Annotated in this window: 14 protein-coding genes; 6 read left to right on the forward strand and 8 right to left on the reverse strand. The window is 64.4% G+C overall.

The features are described 5' to 3' along the window. Positions 1-97: 97 nt before the first annotated feature. The 5 genes from BRSPCE3_RS17500 to BRSPCE3_RS17520 all read right to left on the reverse strand — a co-directional run bounded on the left by BRSPCE3_RS17500 (position 98) and on the right by BRSPCE3_RS17520 (position 5,481). Positions 98-1,213 (reverse strand): branched-chain amino acid ABC transporter substrate-binding protein, encoded by a 1,116-nt coding sequence (locus BRSPCE3_RS17500; protein ID WP_244067185.1) that lies wholly within the window; start codon positions 1,211-1,213, stop codon positions 98-100. A 262-nt stretch (positions 1,214-1,475) separates the two neighbouring features. Then, on the reverse strand, positions 1,476-1,988 hold the full coding sequence (locus BRSPCE3_RS17505; RefSeq protein WP_244067186.1) for a hypothetical protein: 513 nt from the start codon (positions 1,986-1,988) through the stop codon (positions 1,476-1,478). A gap of 13 nt (positions 1,989-2,001) precedes the next feature. Next, complete coding sequence (locus BRSPCE3_RS17510; RefSeq protein ID WP_244067187.1) at positions 2,002-3,021, reverse strand: DUF4424 domain-containing protein; 1,020 nt, start codon at positions 3,019-3,021, stop codon at positions 2,002-2,004. A 269-nt stretch (positions 3,022-3,290) separates the two neighbouring features. Next, a complete protein-coding gene (locus tag BRSPCE3_RS17515) occupies positions 3,291-3,884 on the reverse strand; it encodes a class I SAM-dependent methyltransferase (RefSeq protein ID WP_244067188.1) in 594 nt (197 codons plus the stop codon). A 256-nt stretch (positions 3,885-4,140) separates the two neighbouring features. Further along, positions 4,141-5,481, reverse strand: a complete 1,341-nt coding sequence (locus tag BRSPCE3_RS17520) for an AraC family transcriptional regulator (protein WP_244067189.1) — start codon at positions 5,479-5,481, stop codon at positions 4,141-4,143. A gap of 24 nt (positions 5,482-5,505) precedes the next feature. Here BRSPCE3_RS17520 and paaG point away from each other — a divergent pair, with 24 nt between their 5' ends. Together paaG and paaZ are read left to right on the forward strand one after the other, a co-directional pair. Next, entirely contained in the window at positions 5,506-6,297 is a 792-nt protein-coding gene (gene paaG / locus BRSPCE3_RS17525; RefSeq protein ID WP_244067190.1) for a 2-(1,2-epoxy-1,2-dihydrophenyl)acetyl-CoA isomerase PaaG, read from the forward strand. 109 nt (positions 6,298-6,406) lie between these two features. Further along, positions 6,407-8,434, forward strand: a complete 2,028-nt coding sequence (gene paaZ / locus BRSPCE3_RS17530) for a phenylacetic acid degradation bifunctional protein PaaZ (protein WP_244067191.1) — start codon at positions 6,407-6,409, stop codon at positions 8,432-8,434. A 30-nt stretch (positions 8,435-8,464) separates the two neighbouring features. Here paaZ and BRSPCE3_RS17535 read toward each other — a convergent pair whose 3' ends face one another. Further along, complete coding sequence (locus BRSPCE3_RS17535) at positions 8,465-9,124, reverse strand: TetR/AcrR family transcriptional regulator (protein ID WP_244067192.1); 660 nt, start codon at positions 9,122-9,124, stop codon at positions 8,465-8,467. Positions 9,125-9,344: 220 nt separating this feature from the next. On the opposite strand from BRSPCE3_RS17535, the gene BRSPCE3_RS17540 reads away from it, so the two are divergent. Then, positions 9,345-9,659, forward strand: a complete 315-nt coding sequence (locus BRSPCE3_RS17540) for a hypothetical protein (protein ID WP_244067193.1) — start codon at positions 9,345-9,347, stop codon at positions 9,657-9,659. Between the two features lie 380 nt (positions 9,660-10,039). Here the strand turns inward: BRSPCE3_RS17540 and BRSPCE3_RS17545 are convergent, their stop codons facing one another. Together BRSPCE3_RS17545 and BRSPCE3_RS17550 are read right to left on the reverse strand one after the other, a co-directional pair. Further along, a complete protein-coding gene (locus BRSPCE3_RS17545; RefSeq protein ID WP_244067194.1) occupies positions 10,040-10,798 on the reverse strand; it encodes an SDR family NAD(P)-dependent oxidoreductase in 759 nt (252 codons plus the stop codon). A gap of 78 nt (positions 10,799-10,876) precedes the next feature. After that, the gene (locus BRSPCE3_RS17550; RefSeq protein WP_244067195.1) at positions 10,877-12,148 is read right to left on the reverse strand and encodes an ROK family protein; all 1,272 of its coding nucleotides are present in this window, start codon (positions 12,146-12,148) and stop codon (positions 10,877-10,879) included. 240 nt (positions 12,149-12,388) lie between these two features. On the opposite strand from BRSPCE3_RS17550, the gene BRSPCE3_RS17555 reads away from it, so the two are divergent. From BRSPCE3_RS17555 to BRSPCE3_RS17565, 3 genes are all read left to right on the forward strand, one after another. Continuing rightward, entirely contained in the window at positions 12,389-13,354 is a 966-nt protein-coding gene (locus BRSPCE3_RS17555) for a sugar-binding protein (protein WP_244067196.1), read from the forward strand. Between the two features lie 61 nt (positions 13,355-13,415). Then, on the forward strand, positions 13,416-14,942 hold the full coding sequence (locus tag BRSPCE3_RS17560; RefSeq protein WP_244067197.1) for a sugar ABC transporter ATP-binding protein: 1,527 nt from the start codon (positions 13,416-13,418) through the stop codon (positions 14,940-14,942). Then, the gene (locus BRSPCE3_RS17565) at positions 14,939-16,000 is read left to right on the forward strand and encodes an ABC transporter permease (RefSeq protein WP_244067198.1); all 1,062 of its coding nucleotides are present in this window, start codon (positions 14,939-14,941) and stop codon (positions 15,998-16,000) included. Before BRSPCE3_RS17560 ends, BRSPCE3_RS17565 begins: the two co-directional genes overlap by 4 nt. Positions 16,001-16,189: the final 189 nt, after the last annotated feature.

Here is a 16,189-nt window from a genome sequence, read left to right on the forward strand (position 1 = left end):
GGCAAAGGGTTGGTCCGTTGGCGCTGTGAGCCGGCGCAGCTGGACAAAAGCTGCCGCGACATCGATCGGGGAGGAGCGCCGATGTCGCGGCCAGCGATCATTGACCGGCCGCCAGTTCGGCGTAGTTGCCGTCCTTGTCGCGGCGGTACACGACGTAGTCGATCAGGGTGATGTCACCCTTCGGCGTGTAGCTGATGTTGCCGAGCACGGTGTCCCAGCTTCCGGCCTTGATGGCGGCTGCGACCTTCTTGGCATCCGTGGTCTGAGCGCGGGTTGCCGCCTGACTCCAGATCTGGAAGGCGGCATAGCTGTAGAGCGTATAGCCGTCCGGATCGATGCCCTTGTCCTTGAACTTCTTCAAGGTCGCGGCCGCGGTCACCCTCTTGCGCGGATCCGGCGAGAAGGTGAACAGCGAACCCTCGGCGAGCGGACCCGCGATCGCCGCGAACTGCTTGTCGACCAGGGCGTCGCCCCCCATCAGCACGGCATTGACGCCCTGCTCTCGCATCTGGCGCAGGATCAGCGCGGCCTCGGCGTAGTAGCCACCGACATAAACGAAATCGATCGACTCCTTCTTGAAGCGGGACACCAGCGCCGCAAAGTCCTTGTCGCCCTTGGTGTAGGCTTCATAGAGCTTTTCCTTCACGCCTGCCGCATTGATGGCGTTCTTGGTTTCGTCGGCAAGGCCTTTGCCATAGGTCGTCTTGTCGTGGATGATCGCGACGTTCTTGGTCTTGTAGTTCTTGATGATATAGGCCGCAGCGACCATGCCCTGCTGGTCGTCGCGGCCGCAGACGCGGAACGTGTTCCACAGCCCGCGCTCGGTGAACAGCGGGTTGGTCGAGCCCGGCGTGATCTGCAGCACATTGCCCTCGGCATAGGCGTCCGAGGCGGGAATCGAGGTCGACGAGCAGAAGTGCCCGACGACGAACGGAATCTTCGCACCCGCCATCTTCTCCGCAACCGACACCGCCTGCTTCGGATCGCAGGCGTCGTCGCCGACTTCCAGCTTCAGCTTCTTTCCCAGCACGCCGCCCGCCGCGTTGATGTCGGCAATCGCGAGATCGGCGCCATTCTTGAACTGCTGGCCGAAGCTCGCCTCCGAGCCGGTCATCGGCCCGACCACGGCAACACTGATATCCTGGGCCATGGCCGCGCCGGACAAGGCCAGGCTCGCGCCGAGCGCAAGAAAATATCCAAGTGCAAACTTCATCACATTCTCCTCGATGGTCTCAAGTCGCCTCAATGCATCGCAACCGACTCATTTCGCTGGGTGCGACGATCACCGGGGGCTGCCTTGTATGCGCGCGGCAGCCGGCCGGCTCGGACTGGGGCGACGGGGGATTGGACATATGCGACATCGGGCAACAATGTGAAACACGTTGCCGTGCATTGGTGCCTGGAATGATGCGCAAGACCGGCGCGATTGGAATTAGTCTTGTGTGCATGAGAGCACATAGAAGTCGGGCTCCCGATCACGGCCGCACCAGCGGTTGGGGCTCTGCCGGCTTGACGTCAGTCCCGACCGGCGCCGCGTTCTCGACGGCACCTTTCAACTCGATCTCGTAGTAGCCGCCGACCTTGATCGCGCCCCATTGCGTCGAGACCGCCAGATTGATCTTTTGTCGTGCCGGCAGATCGGCGTCGGTGTGCCGGTGGGCGATGCCGCCCTGAGACAGGACTTCGATGTGGGACAGCCGGACGCCGTCCGCGTTCCAGAAATCGAAATTGAGATGCTGCGGCAGCGGACGGCCGAACACGCCCATCTCCTTGAAGGCGAGCTCGACATCGACATGGCCCGGCCCTGCCATGAAGGTGTAGTAATGGCCGCTGACATCGTTGGTGATGTTGGCACGGTTGATACCCGGACCAAGCGCCGCCGGATGATGCGGATCGGTCGACTGCGCCGATGCCGGCGCGGCGAACGCGCCGATGCAGTGCAGCAGGCACACGGCCGGCGCCAGCGCCATCTCGAGTACACGCCTCATGGCTGCACCGGAGCTAGTTCGGGTTCGGCACGAAGATGACGATCTTCAGATCTCGCGACGGGGTGAAGTTCGTGTGCCGGACTTCGAAGCGCGTCGGACCGGTCTTCTTGACGCCATCCGCACAGAAGCTGACGAAATTGCCGGGCTCGCCCTTGTCGATGGTGAGATGGAATTCGCCGATCGGCGCCGCCCAGTTGGCGCCGGTCGAGAGCACATAGGCGATCGACCGTTCGCTGAACGGGGGATAGGGAGCGCGCCTGGTCGCACGCGCCCGCTCCAGGCTGCGGATCAGGTCGTCGTCGATGCAATATGACGCGAGAAACGCCGGCGCCTCCGGATTGCTGCGCCAGTTGTCGGCGCCGATGATCGTCTGCACCGAGCCCCCGACGCTCGGACGATAGGTCTGCTCGAGCGTGATCTCGCGGCCGGCAGGGAAGGTCTGCGTCCAGGTATAGGCCGAGCGCAACGTCCAGGCCGGCAGCAGATGGTCCTGCATCGGGCCACCCGACCCATAGGTCTCGATGGTGCCGACACCGAGCTTGACGAGCTCCGGCCAGTTCGATTTCGGCAATTTGTCGAGCAGCTCGCCGGCGGGACCCCTGATCGGCATCAGCGGAATGCCGAGCTTGCGCAGCAGCGCCGTCTGGTCCACGTCGTTCGCCAGCGCGGTCTGCTCGAGATGCGGCGAGGCCGCCTCGCCGTCGACGGAGACGTGGAAATCAAAGATGTTCTCGGGATCGTTGGTGGGGATTGCGACATTCTCGTCGCTCGCTTTGCCAGCGACATCGGGCATCGGGAACGCGATCATGATCGTCTTGTCGGCGGCCGAGGTGTTGAAGAATCGGTAGACGATCCGGATCTGCTTCTCGGAGATGAAAAGATCCTCCGAGCGCATCACGATATCGCGGTCCTGCTTGAAGCGGAGTCCCCCGGTTTCTAGCGCGGCGGATGTATCGTTCGCCCGCGCGCACCAGGACGTCAGCCCGGTGAGCAGGACCAGAAAGGCCCCTTTGGCTATCGGAGGCATGGTCATTCCTTCTCTCTTGATTGGGGGAGCAAACTCGCAGCAGTCAGTCGCATCCGTCCTTGACCGCACCCGCGGCTTCGGTGGCGATCGGCGCTATTCCCGGTAGCAGGCAGACCGATGCTGATCGAATGAGTGAGGCCGACATGCGCGCGATCCTTCCTGAATGAGTGCGCCCAACGCCGAACAGGTTCGCTGCGTCGTGATCCTTCTCCGGAAGCAATGTCGATGCACACGCAGCCTTCGTTGCAAGCGGCATTGAACGGTGGATACGCTTGCTATCGCGCGACGAGCACATTCCACGCCGTGCCGGGCTCGGGACGATGGATCTCGACGGTTCCGAATCCGGCTTGCCGCAAGGCATGTCCAACATCGTCGACGGCTCGAAAGGCGAAGATGTCCTCGGGATATCCCGAGCGCTCCATCGCATCACCCGGCAGGAAGCCGAGCGCGAGCACGCCGTCGGTCTTGAGCACCCGTCTGATCTCGCTGGCGCCCGCGGAAAGCGACCGCCAGAAGTACACCGTGTTGACGCTGCACACCTTATCGAACTGACCGTTCTGAAGCGGCAGGGCCTCGATCTCTCCGGTGCGAAAGTCGGCGCGCCCGGCATCGATCGCAGTCCGGTATCGCGCCGTCGCCCACGCCACCACGTCTTGCGAGCGATCGACTGCTGTCAGATGCGCAGCGCGGTCGAGCAATGGGGCGAGCGTCGCGCCGCCGCCGAACCCGATCTCGGCCACGCGGTCGGAGGGCTTCACATCGAGCAACTCCAGCGCAAAGCGGTTCATCCGACTGTTGTGCCGGTTCATCAGGCCACCCACAAAGCGGCCGAATACGCCGCGCGGATGGGCGAGATGGCGGGCGATCAAGCGAGGCGGAGCCATGCTACTTCCTGTATTAGAGCCGATGCACGCGATGCTACGCCCATGGTGCCAATACCGGCCTGAGCGGCATCGTCCCGCAGGCAAGACCACGCGGAAGCTGCCTTTTATGTGGTTCGGGGATATGCGGCACGGACCAATGCGACATCGATTTGGACGTAAGCGACATCGCTCCACGACGTGGATCGAACTTGTCGCTGCATGGCTGCCCGCAGTCCGGCGGCGCAGGAATTGAGACACCTGGTCAGGAGTGCCGCGGCACCGCGCGAATATCGGACGGCGTCATGCCGTATTTCCGGCGGAAGGTACGGTTGAAGTAGGACAGATCGCCGAACCCGACCTCGAACGCGATCGTGCCGATGGTGCTGCGGCTGTGGCGCGGATCGGTCAGCAGATGATGCGCGCGCGCCAGGCGCTGGCCGAGCACGAATTCGGAGAATGTCGAGCCGGCGCTTTCGAACAGTCGCTGGATATGACGCGGCGTGAGCCTCAACCGGGCAGCCACCGCGGGCAGAGTGAGGTCGCCATAGCCGAGATTGTCGCTGATGTCGGCCTTGACCGCGGCGAGCCGGGCGGCCGCCAGTCCCCCGTCTTCCGCAGCCACCGCGGCATCGCGGTTGGCGCCGATGATCAGCGCGCCGAGATCGATCAGATGCTTGACGACGGCGCCTCGCAACTCGGGAGTCGAAAGCTGGTAGCTATCGTCGAGTTCCCTGATGTAGAGCGCCAGCAGACGCATGGCTTCGGTGTTCGCCGGCAACGGGCGGATCAGCATGTCTTCGGGATCGCTGACCAGCGATGCCAGCGCCTTGCGCGGCAGGCGGAGCCCGACGAAGCGGCTCGGCGAAACCGGCACCACCATGTTGCCGGCCTCCGCGCTCGTCTGCAGCACGGCCTGCCCGGGACCGAGATCGATGTCGCGGCCGCGTTGCGAGGCACGGGTGTTGCCGCTCGTGATGATGGTCAGCACCAAATCGTCGGTGCCGTCGAGCAGCTCGCGCGGTCTTGCGATCCTGAGATTGCTGCACGCCCAGGATCCGATGCCGAGCCCGGATAATTCGCGCACATTCGCTTCGGCATGAAAGCCGCCGTCGTCGAGCGGCTCCGGATCGAGCTTCACGATCATCCGCCCGATCTGCTCGCGAAAGATCGGCAAGCGGTCACGCGCGCCGAGATGCGCAGTCGAGAACCGAAACCCTGTGATATCGCCCGACTGCATTGTCATTGGCTCGCTTTCATGGCGGCGGAAATCGCCGCCGATATACGGCTGATTTGTGGCCGCGCACAGCGAAGCATGGGGGCCATGCAACCGGAGGCAAACATGAACCTTTCGAGGGTTCCGCCGATGCCTCGTTCTGACAAGTGTCAAGCGCGCAGCGCATAAGCTTCGCAAATACGCAGCACCGTGCAGCGCGCGCGAAATTGTTCCGATCTTGCCGTGTTGGTCGTGCCCGAATTCGCGGCCGGGACTAAAATCGTCCTCGCTCCGATAGGCCCGAAGACGCCGTCCATCGAGCGCGGAATTATAATTGACTGACCGGACGGTCAATAGTAATCCGGTCACGGGCTTTACAGGCTCGGTCATCAGAAGCCGCAACGGGAGGTCATCATGGTCAGCGATTTGGTGTTGACCGATATCCGCGCCGGATATCGCGTCCTGACGCTCAACAGGCCCGACCGGCTGAATTCGTTCAGCGCCGAGCTGCACGCCGCATTGATGGCCGCGCTGGTCGCGGCCGAGCAGGACAAATCCTGCCGCGCGCTGATCCTGACTGGGGCCGGACGCGGATTCTGCGCCGGGCAGGATCTCTCGGACGGCGTGTTCACGCCGGGCGAAACGCCAGATCTCTCGGTGCCTATCGAAAAATTCTACAACCCGCTGGTGCGCAAGCTGCGCAACCTTCCGATGCCGGTGGTGTGCGCCGTCAACGGCGTGGCCGCGGGTGCCGGGGCGAATGTCGCCTTCGCCTGCGATATCGTACTCGCCGCGCGGTCGGCCAAGTTCATCCAGGCATTCGCGAAGCTCGGCCTCGTCCCGGACTCCGGCGGCACCTGGTTCCTGCCGCGGCTGGTCGGCCCGGCGCGGGCGCGCGCCCTGACCTTGCTGGCCGAGCCGGTCTCCGCCGAACGCGCGGAAGCCTGGGGCATGATCTGGAGGATGGTCGAGGATGCGGAGCTGATGGCCGAGGCCCATGCCCTCGCCGCCAATCTCGCAACCCAACCGACCGACGGCCTTGCCCTGATCAAGCAGGCACTCGATGCATCCGAGACCAACACGCTCGATGCTCAACTCGAGCTCGAGCGCGACTTCCAGGGCCGCGCCGGGCGAACGTCCGACTTCGCCGAAGGCGTCACCGCATTCCTCGAAAAGCGCTCGCCGCGCTTTGTCGGACGGGCGTAGCATTGAACGTTCCGCCGACAAGGCAAGACGCAACAGAGATCACAGGTCAAGGGATTCGATTTCGATGACACAGCCTCAATCCGGCGGCGCACGGACCGCGGACACCATCATGAAACTTGACAGCTTCATCCGGGGAAAATGGAGCGGCGCCGGCGAGCCTGCGGCGGAGATTCACAGCGCCGTGACCGGCGACGTGGTGGCGCTCACGACGCGGAGCGATCTCGAGATGCGCGAGATCCTGGCCTACGGCCGCGCGGTCGGCGGCAAGAATCTTCGCAAGCTGTCGTTCCATCAGCGGGCGGGCCTGCTGAAGGCGCTGGCCGACTATCTGAACCAGCACAAGGACCGGCTCTACAGATTGTCGCTGCATGCGGGAGCGACCCGCACCGACGCTGCCATTGACGTCGACGGCGGCATCGGCACGCTGTTCGTCTACGCCAGCAAGGGACGCCGCGAGCTCCCGAACACCAAATTCCTGCTCGACGGCAATGTCGAGGGGCTCTCCAAGGGCGGCGCGTTCGCCGGTCAGCACATCGTCACGCCGCTGCACGGCGTTGCCGTGCATATCAACGCGTTCAACTTCCCGTGCTGGGGCATGCTGGAGAAGCTGGCGCCCGCGCTGCTTGCCGGCGTTCCCGTCGTCACCAAGCCGGCGACCGTCACCTCCTACGTGGCCTACGAGCTGGTGCGGATGATCACCGAATCCGGCGTATTGCCGGAAGGCGCCTTGCAATTCATCGTCGGATCGACCGGCGACCTGTTCGATCACCTCACCTGCCAGGATGTGGTGTCGTTCACCGGCTCGGCCGACACATCGCAGAAGCTGCAACGGCACCCGGTCATCGCGCGCGAGGCGGTCAGGTTCATCGCCGAGCGGGATTCGCTCAACGCGGCCATCCTGGCGCCGGACGCCGTGCCGGGAAGCCCGGAGTTCGACCTCTTCATCAAGGAGGTGGCGAAGGAGATGACGGTCAAGGCCGGGCAGAAATGCACCGCGATCCGCCGCGCGCTGGCGCCGTCGGCGCAGATCGATGCCGTGATCACGGCGCTGCGCGAGCGCCTCGCCAAGGTCGCGATCGGCAATCCCGAGAACGAGAAGGTCAGAATGGGGCCGCTGGTCGGCCTCGCCCAGCGCAGCGACGTGCTCGGCCATGTGGCGAGGCTTCGCGCCGAGGCCGAACTGGTGGCGGGCGATCCCGATAACTTCCCGCTGATCGACGCCGACGCCAGGCGCGGTGCTTTCGTGCCGCCGCTGCTGCTGCACTGCGCGAAGGCGCTCGCCGCAACCGCTGTGCACGAGATCGAGGCGTTCGGGCCGGTCAGCACCGTGATGGGCTATGACGATCTCGACCAGGCCGTCGCGCTGGCCAATCGCGGCGGCGGCAGCCTGGTCGCATCGGTCTACACCCACGACATCGCGGCCGCGACCGAGCTCGCGTTCGGCATCGGCAGTTTTCACGGCCGCGTCGCGATCATCGACCGCGACTGCGCGACCGAGCACACCGGACACGGCTCGCCAATGCCGCAGATGGTTCATGGCGGCCCGGGCCGCGCCGGCGGCGGCGAGGAATTGGGCGGCGTCCGCAGCCTGCAACACTACATGCAGCGCACCGCGTTGCAGGGCTCCCCTCGCATGCTGAGCGGCGTCACCGGCCGCTGGTTCAAGGGCAGCCCGATGCTCGAGGGCGACCTGCACCCGTTCCGCTATCACTACGACGATCTCGAGATCGGCCGCACGCTGGTCTCGAAATCGCGGCAGATCACGCTCGACGACATCGAGCACTTCGCGCATTTCACCGGCGACACCTTCTACGCCCATATGGACGAGGAAGCGACCAAGGGACATCCGTTCTTCCCGGGCCGCGTCGCACATGGCTACCTGCTGCTGTCGTTCGCGGCGGGCCTGTTCGTCGATCCCGACTACGGCCCGGTGCTGGCGAATTACGGCCTCGACTCGCTGCGCTTCATCAAGCCGGTGCAGCCGGGCGAGCAGATCCAGGTGCGGCTGACCGCGAAGGAGAAGACGCCGCGCAACAAGCAGTATGGCGAAGTGCGCTGGGACGTCGAGATCACGACCGGCACCGGCGAGACCGCGGCGACCTATGAGTTGCTGACGATGAACGCGATGCGAAGCTAGGATCCGCACCGCGGATCCGGGCGTATCGCATCAGAGCAGCGCGGCCTGACGGCTTCGGCCGGCGGGCTTCGCCTTACCGCGCGGCCGGTTGGCGGCGGCTGCCGCCTCCTCCGCACCGGCCAGCACCAGCTGCGCGACGAAGTCGGCATACTCGGCGCGGGTCATCGGCCCGCCCTCGCGAAACCACATATAATGCCAGTTCAGCATGCCGAAGACGCTCATGGTCAGCGGCTTGAGGACGCGCTTCTGCTTCGCCGCCGGCACCGCCGCCGCCAGCGCCTCCGACATGATCCCGACCAGGATCCGCTCGCTCGCCAGCAGCGGCAGCTGCTTCTCCTTCGGCAACAGCTTCAGGCTTGCGATCTGCACCTGATGCTCGGCGTCGGCATGCCGGTACAGCTCGAGCAGGGTCGCAACGATGGTCCGGAAGCGCTCAACCGGATCGCCGGCCGACGCGCTCGCCTTGCGAACCGCCGCCACCAGCTTCTCTAGATGCGACGACAGGATATCGAACAGGATCGCCTCCTTGTCGGGATAATAGTGATAGAGCAGCGCCTTCGAGACCCCGCACGCCTCCGCGATGGTGTTCATCGACGTCCCGACATATCCCGAAGCAGCAAACAGCTCGGCCGAGCGATGCAGCATCGAGAGGCGCTTGTCGTCGTAGTCCTTGGCGCGCGATCGGGCCATGTTTTTGCGTTCCATCGGCCGGCTATCCGGCCCTCGTCTTCAGCTGCGAACCGGCAACGGAATGCCTGGCACAAGCATCCCTGTCCGCCCGCAGGGGGCTACGTCCGGGGCGGCCATTTATTGACCATCCGGTCGGACAATTCTACGACGTATAGGAAATGGGCCGCGGCGTTGCAATCCGGCCATTGCAAGTCCGCCCTCGCCGGAACCCGGCAACGCGTTGCCCAAACCGCAGGCGGTTGATCGCCTGGAAATCCCAGATTCCGAATCCGCCGCCAATGCCGCCATATTCGCAGCATTGCGGGAGGCCGATTGGCGATCGGCTTGGGAAGGCTTTTTCTCGACGCGCCTCGCCGACAGAAATAGTCTGTTGCAGGACCCATCAATGCGTATCTTTGATTGCAAAGTTGCGATGGCGACCGACATTCGCGCTCGAGCGCCGACAAGCCATGCTATCCTCCGCGAGCACTGCAACGCGAAGGAGGTTCTATGCGGCGAACATCTTCTTCCTGGCTTTACGCTTTTGGTCGAATGACGCGGCGCCTGCAGGCTTGGCGCCGCAAGCTAGCGCGATCCGCCGCAGCCGAAGGCCGCGACAACCTTCACGAGATTTTTCTCTTCGGCCCGCACGGCTAACGGCCTGCTCCTATTCCGGACATTCGCAACCAGTGCGCTGCCCTTGCGGCGCGACTCGCCGGCAATGCCGGCGAGTCCCAAGCGGAGGGACGCCACGCGCGAGCGGACGCCTGGCTGCCGAAACCCGCCGGGATGGTCGCGGTGAAGACGGCCAACGCGAACTCTCCCCAGGACATCGTCGCCGGCTACAGATCACAGACCTTCAACAGCGCGATCCTGTCGGATCGGTTCTATGACGGGTTCACGTTGCCGGATTACCTGTTGTCCGGCCCGCAAGCGCTAGACCCAGCCACCGTCGACGATATGGCTCTGGTTGGTGCACGCGCCGCTGTCATCGGCCGCGAAGAACAGCACGACGCGGGCGATCTCATCAGGCACGAGTTTGCGCTTGAGGCATTGCCGCTGCATCAGCTCGGCCACGCCTTCGGGCGTCAGCCAGTTATCCTGCTGCCGCTGTGTCATGATCCATCCGGGCAGGATGGAATTGACCCGTATATTGCTCGGCCCAAGATCGCGGGCGAGCGCACGGGTGAGCCCCTGAACCGCCGACTTGGCTGTGGTGTAGCAGGGCATGTTGCCCTGGCCGATCACCCAGCTCACCGAGCCCATGTTGATGATCGAACCGCCGCCTGCCTGCTTCATGTCAGGGGCAACCGCCTGGGCGCTGAAGAACTGATGCTTCAGATTGGTGGCGAACCGCTCGTCCCAATACTCCGGGGTGACGTCTTCGATCGCGTGACGATCATCGCGCGCCGCGTTGTTGACCAGGATGGTGATCGGGCCGAGCGCTTCGCGGATGCCAGCGATCGCGCGTCGCAGGGCAGCGATGTCGCGCAGGTCGGCGTGCTCGAAATGCACGCGGGACTGCGCCGGCAGGCTGTCAAGCAGCTGCTTTGATGCGGTCTGATCGAGGTCGATGAAGCCGACCCGCGCGCCCTGGCCGATGAACTGGCGGACGATCGCCTCGCCGATGCCGGAACCGCCACCGGTGACCAATACGGTCCGGTCCTTGAGGCTTGGATAGATGGCACCCTGCATTGGCATACTCTCGATTGGACGCCTGAACGGCGTCGGTTGGTTGGCTACGGCCCAACAATGGACCACAGCTCCCGAGAATTACTCGGTTGTCTCCATATGGTTTCGGTCCACGACCCGCAGCGTCCGCCGCACCATGCCGTCGACAATCGTCGCGGACTCGCTGGGACGTACGTGGATCGCCGTGGACTTGAGCAGCCACGGCAGCACCGCCTGGTCGAGCCGCTCCTCGTAAGCACTGCGCATCATGTCGAAAGCCTGCAGGCCGGGGCCTGCGAGGACGAGATGGTGCGGGCGCAGCACCGATATCGTTGTGGCGACCGCCTCGGCAAGCGCGTGGCCTGCCTGGCGGAATAGCTGCTCGAGACGGGGATCTCCGGCGCGCGCACGCGCGCGCAGCAGAGCCATCTGCGCCTCGGACGGCTGCTGCGACACCGCCGGCGGCAGGTCGAGAAAGGTGCGGGCGTCGCGGTAGAGCGCATAGTCGGCGAGATGCGCCTCGATGCAGCCGCGCTGGCCGCAGCGGCATTGCGGACCGTTCGCCGCCAGCTTGACATGGCCGATCTCGCTGCCAGCGCCGGCGCCCCAGCGCGCTTCACCATCGACGATGATACCCATGCCGATGCCGTGACCGACCATGAGCGTGGCCGTCAGGCCCTGCGCCAGCGCCGGTTCGGCCGCGACGAGCGCCAGTGCCACCGCGACCGCGTCGTTCGCCATCACGACTTCGACGCCGAATTCCTGGCGGATCGGGGTCGCCAGATCGACATCGGTGATCGACAGCGCCGGGCTCCACAGATGGCGTCCGGTGTCGGCATCGACGATGCCCTGCAGCGCAATCCCGATTCCGAGCAGCCGGTCTCGCGGCGTGGCGGTCTCATCGAGCATGGCCTCGATCTGCGCGGTCACGAGGTCGCACAATGCGCCTGCATCGAGCCCGCGCGTCGTCAGTTCAAGCCGCGATTGCGCCAGGGCGGAGCCGCTGAAATCGGCAATCAATGTCTCGATCAGATTCATCCGCAGCGAGACCGCAATGATGCGGCCGAACTCGGGATTCAAGGTCAGCAGGACTGCCGGCCGGCCGCGGCGGCGCCCGCTCAGGCCATCGGTATCCTCGTCGTCGCTATCGTCGGTCCACAACGTCGCCGCATCCGGCTCGGCTTCGCACAGCAGGTCTTCCGCCATCAGCTTCGACGTGATGGCCGAAATGGCCGGGAAGCTCAGCCCCGTGCTGCGTGCCAACTCGACGCGCGGCAATGGCCCCTGACGCCGCAAGACTTCAACGAGACGGCCGCGGTTCGATCCGCGGGCCAGATTTGAAGCACGTCTCAGCGGCTCGGACTGCTCATTCATGCCGACTTTTTTAATTCGCTTGATGAAATTATTCAACGGACACAACCCGGATGTTGGTTAAAAAGCGCACATAGCGGCCAAAATACATCACCCTAATACTATTATTGCTTGAAGACATGGACACGAACATCCTTGACTGGACATTTTGTCGCGCTAATTTATTAGTTACGTGAATAAAATAAGGCGTGAAAAGCGCCAAGCGTGAATCCCCTCATCGGGGGTGTCGTCAGGGAGGTGCATATGAATGACTCAATGAAAAGATTGATCGTGCCGCTGTTGGCGGGCGCGGCCGCGCTCGCGATGGCAACGGGAGTAGCACAGGCACAGCAGAAAAAAACCATCGCGCTGGTGACCAATGTCGCGGCCGATTTCTGGACCATCGCGGGCCGCGGGCTTGAGAAGGCGCAGAAGGAGCACCCGGAATACAATATCGAGCTGATCGTCACCAATGAAGGGACGGCGGCGGGCCAGCGGCGCGAGCTCGACGATCTGCTCGTGCGCGGTGTCGCCGGCATCTCGATCTCCGTCGACGATGCGCCGCATGCAACCGAAGAGCTCAACAAGGTTGCGGCCAAGACCGTCCTGATCACGACGGACAGCGATGCGCCGCAGAGCAATCGCCTCGCCTATATCGGCACCGACAACGTCGCGGCCGGGCGGCAGGCCGGCGAGGAGATCAAGAAGGCGCTGCCGAACGGCGGCAAGATCGCGCTGTTCGTCGGCACCATGGATGCCGACAACGCCCGCGAGCGGGTGCAGGGCATCAAGGAAGCCATCGCCGGCACCAAGGTCGAGCTGGTCGACGTGTTCACCGACCAGGTGGACTTTGCCAAGGCCAAGGCGAACATGGAAAACGTGCTCGTCAAATATCCCGACATCGCGCTGCTGTCCGGGCTGTGGAGCTACGAGACGCCGCTGATCTATGACGCGGTCAAGGCCGCGGGCAAGGCCGGCAAGGTGAAGATCGTCGGCTTCGACGAGGACCAGCGCACGCTGCGCGGCATCTCCGACGGCACCATCGAGTCCACGGTCGTGCAGCAGCCCTACGAGTTCGGCTACCTCTCCGCCACCAACATCATCAAGACGCTGAACGGCGACAAATCCTGGATTCCGAAGGACAGCAAGCTGATCGTGCCGACCAAGGTGATCAGCAAGACCAACGTCGCGGAATTCGCCGGACATCTGAAGGAACTGCTGAAGAAATAACTTTACCGGCATCACCGCCCGGCCGCGATGGCGGCCGGGCGGGTGCAGGAGGACATGCCGCATGGCGGAGATGCTGCTCGAACTCAGCGGAATCAGCAAGACCTATCCCGGCGTCAGGGCGCTCGACGACGTCAATTTGCGCGTCTGCCGCGGCGAGGTGCTGGGCCTGATCGGCGAGAATGGCGCCGGCAAGTCGACGCTGATGCGCGTGCTGGCCGGCGTGATCGCACCGAGCGCCGGCGTGATCCGCATCGGCGGCAACGAGCACGCCCGGATGACGGTGACCGAGGCGACGCAATGCGGCATCGCCTTTGTGCACCAGGAGCTGAACCTGTTTGAAAATCTCGACGTCGCAGCCAATGTCTTCATCGGACGCGAGAAGCTGGCCGGCGGCCCGCTGAAGCTGGTGGACAATGCTGAGATGCACGCCCGCGTGATGCCGCTGCTGGAACGGCTGGGCGCCGATTTCACGCCGAGCACGCTGGTCGAGAATCTGTCGATCGCGGAGCGCCAGATGGTCGAGATCGCCAAGGCGCTCTCGATCGACGCACGCGTGATCATCATGGACGAGCCGACCTCCAGCCTGACGATTTCGGAGACGGAACGGCTGCTGGGGGTGATTGCCGACCTGAAGACGCACGGCATCTCGGTGATCTACATCTCTCACCGGCTGTGCGAGATCATGACTTGCGCCGATCGCGTCGTGGTGCTGCGCGACGGGCGCACCGTGGGAGAGCTGGCGCGGGACGAACTGAGCCATGCCGCCATGATCCGGCTGATGATCGGCCGCGACCTGAAGGCGCTGTACACGCCGCCGGCGCAAGCGCCGCAGCCGGGCGGCTGCGATATTGACGGCGTCGTGACATCGGCCTTTCCCGACCGGCAGATCAACCTGTCGGTACGGCGCGGCGAGATCCTCGGCCTCGCCGGACTCGTTGGTGCCGGCCGCACCTCGCTTGCCCGCGCGGTGTTCGGTGTCGACCCGCTGCTCGGCGGCGAGATCAGGATCGACAACGCGCCGGTCGGCGTCGCGACGCCGCGGGATGCGATCAGGCTGGGGATCTACCTGGTGCCGGAAGATCGCAAGAAATCCGGGCTGGTGCTGGAATTGCCGATCCGGGAGAACGTGACGCTTGCGAGCCTGCTGGATCATGCGCGGATGTGGCTGGTCAACGGCACGGCCGAGCGCAAGATCGCGAAAGACCAGGCCAGGCGCCTGTCCATCAAGGCGCCGAGCGTCGACATGGAAGCCGTGACGCTGTCCGGCGGCAACCAGCAGAAGGTGGTGCTCGGCAAGTGGCTCTCGATGCAGCCGCGCGTGATGTTCTTCGACGAGCCGACCCGCGGCATCGACGTCGGTGCCAAGAGCGAGATCTATGCGCTGATGCGCAGCCTCGCCGACCAGGGCGTCGCGATCGTGATGATCTCATCGGACATGGAGGAAGTCATCGGCGTCTCCGACCGGGTCGCGGTGATGCACGAAGGCAGCGTCAGCGGCGTGCTCGAGCGTGACCAGTTCAGCGAATACAACGTGTTGAGGCTGGCGGTCGGCCAGGCGCTCGAACCGATGGAGGCCGCGGCGCCATGATGAAGAAGGAACTCGGCCTGTTCTTGCTGCTCGCGGTGATCTCGGCGATCACCGGCGCGATCAACCCGGCCTTCCTGTCGTTCGTGAACCTCTTGAACATGGCCAATCTGATCGGCCTGTTCGGGGTATTCGCGCTCGGTGAAGGGCTGGTCATCATCACCGGAGGCATCGATCTTTCGCTCGGCTCGATGTTCGCGCTGCTTGGCGTCATCTTCATCGACCTGCTGACGACGTATCAGGTGCCCTGGCCGCTTGCGCTGTTGCTGGTGCTGATGGGCGGGCTGGCGCTGGGCGGCATCCAGGGCTTCCTGATCACACGGCTGAAAATGCAGCCCTTCATCGTGACGCTGTGCGGGCTGCTGATCTATCGCGGCGCCGCGCGCTACTACACCAGCGATTCGACGCGCGGCTTCGGCTACGGTGACGAGGCCAGCACGCTGAGCAACATCGCGTCCGGCAATGTCGCAGGCATTCCGAACACCTTCATCTTCCTGATCATCCTGGCGCTGATCCTCGGCGTGCTGCTGCATCGCTCGGTCTACGGGCGCTGGCTCTATGCGGTGGGCAAGAACGAGGAAGCGGCGCGCTTCTCCGGCATCAACACCAACGTCGTGATCGCGACCGCCTACGTCATCAGCGGCGGCCTCGCCGGCGTCTCGACCGTGATGTTCGTGTTCTACACCAACTCGGTCTCACCGAGCTCGTTCGGCAACTTCTACGAACTCTATGCGATTGCGGCCGCCGTGCTCGGCGGGTGCAGCCTGCGCGGCGGCGAGGGTTCGATTCTCGGCATCGTGCTGGGGACCGCGTTGCTGCAGGTGCTGCAGAACCTGGTCAACATCCTGGGCATTCCGAATTCGCTGAACTTCGCGGTGATGGGGACGGTGATCCTGATCGGCGTGCTTGCGGATCAGCAATTGCAGGCCCGCCGGCGGCGCAAGGCCGCCCTGGCCGGCCTCGCCCGCACAGCGCCGAAAGCGACACCGGGGCAAGGCAAGCAGAGCACGTCGACGCTCAGCGCGGCTGCGGTGCGAACCGGCACGGGCGAGCAGACATGACGACACGATCAGGAACCACCGCGACCGGGGAGCAGCGAGCATGGTCGCGGTGACTTGAGGAGAGGAGCTTGAGGGGGAGTTCGGCGTGCAAGATCGTTTGAGGTGCGCGCGCGGCTTCTATCTCAAGTTGACGGATCGATACATTGACGGGGCGCGTTCGGGCTAAAGGGCTTTGGGCGGGAACGCGAC

Origin of the sequence: Bradyrhizobium sp. Ce-3, assembly GCF_022835695.1 — a bacterium.
Taxonomy (GTDB): domain Bacteria; phylum Pseudomonadota; class Alphaproteobacteria; order Rhizobiales; family Xanthobacteraceae; genus Bradyrhizobium.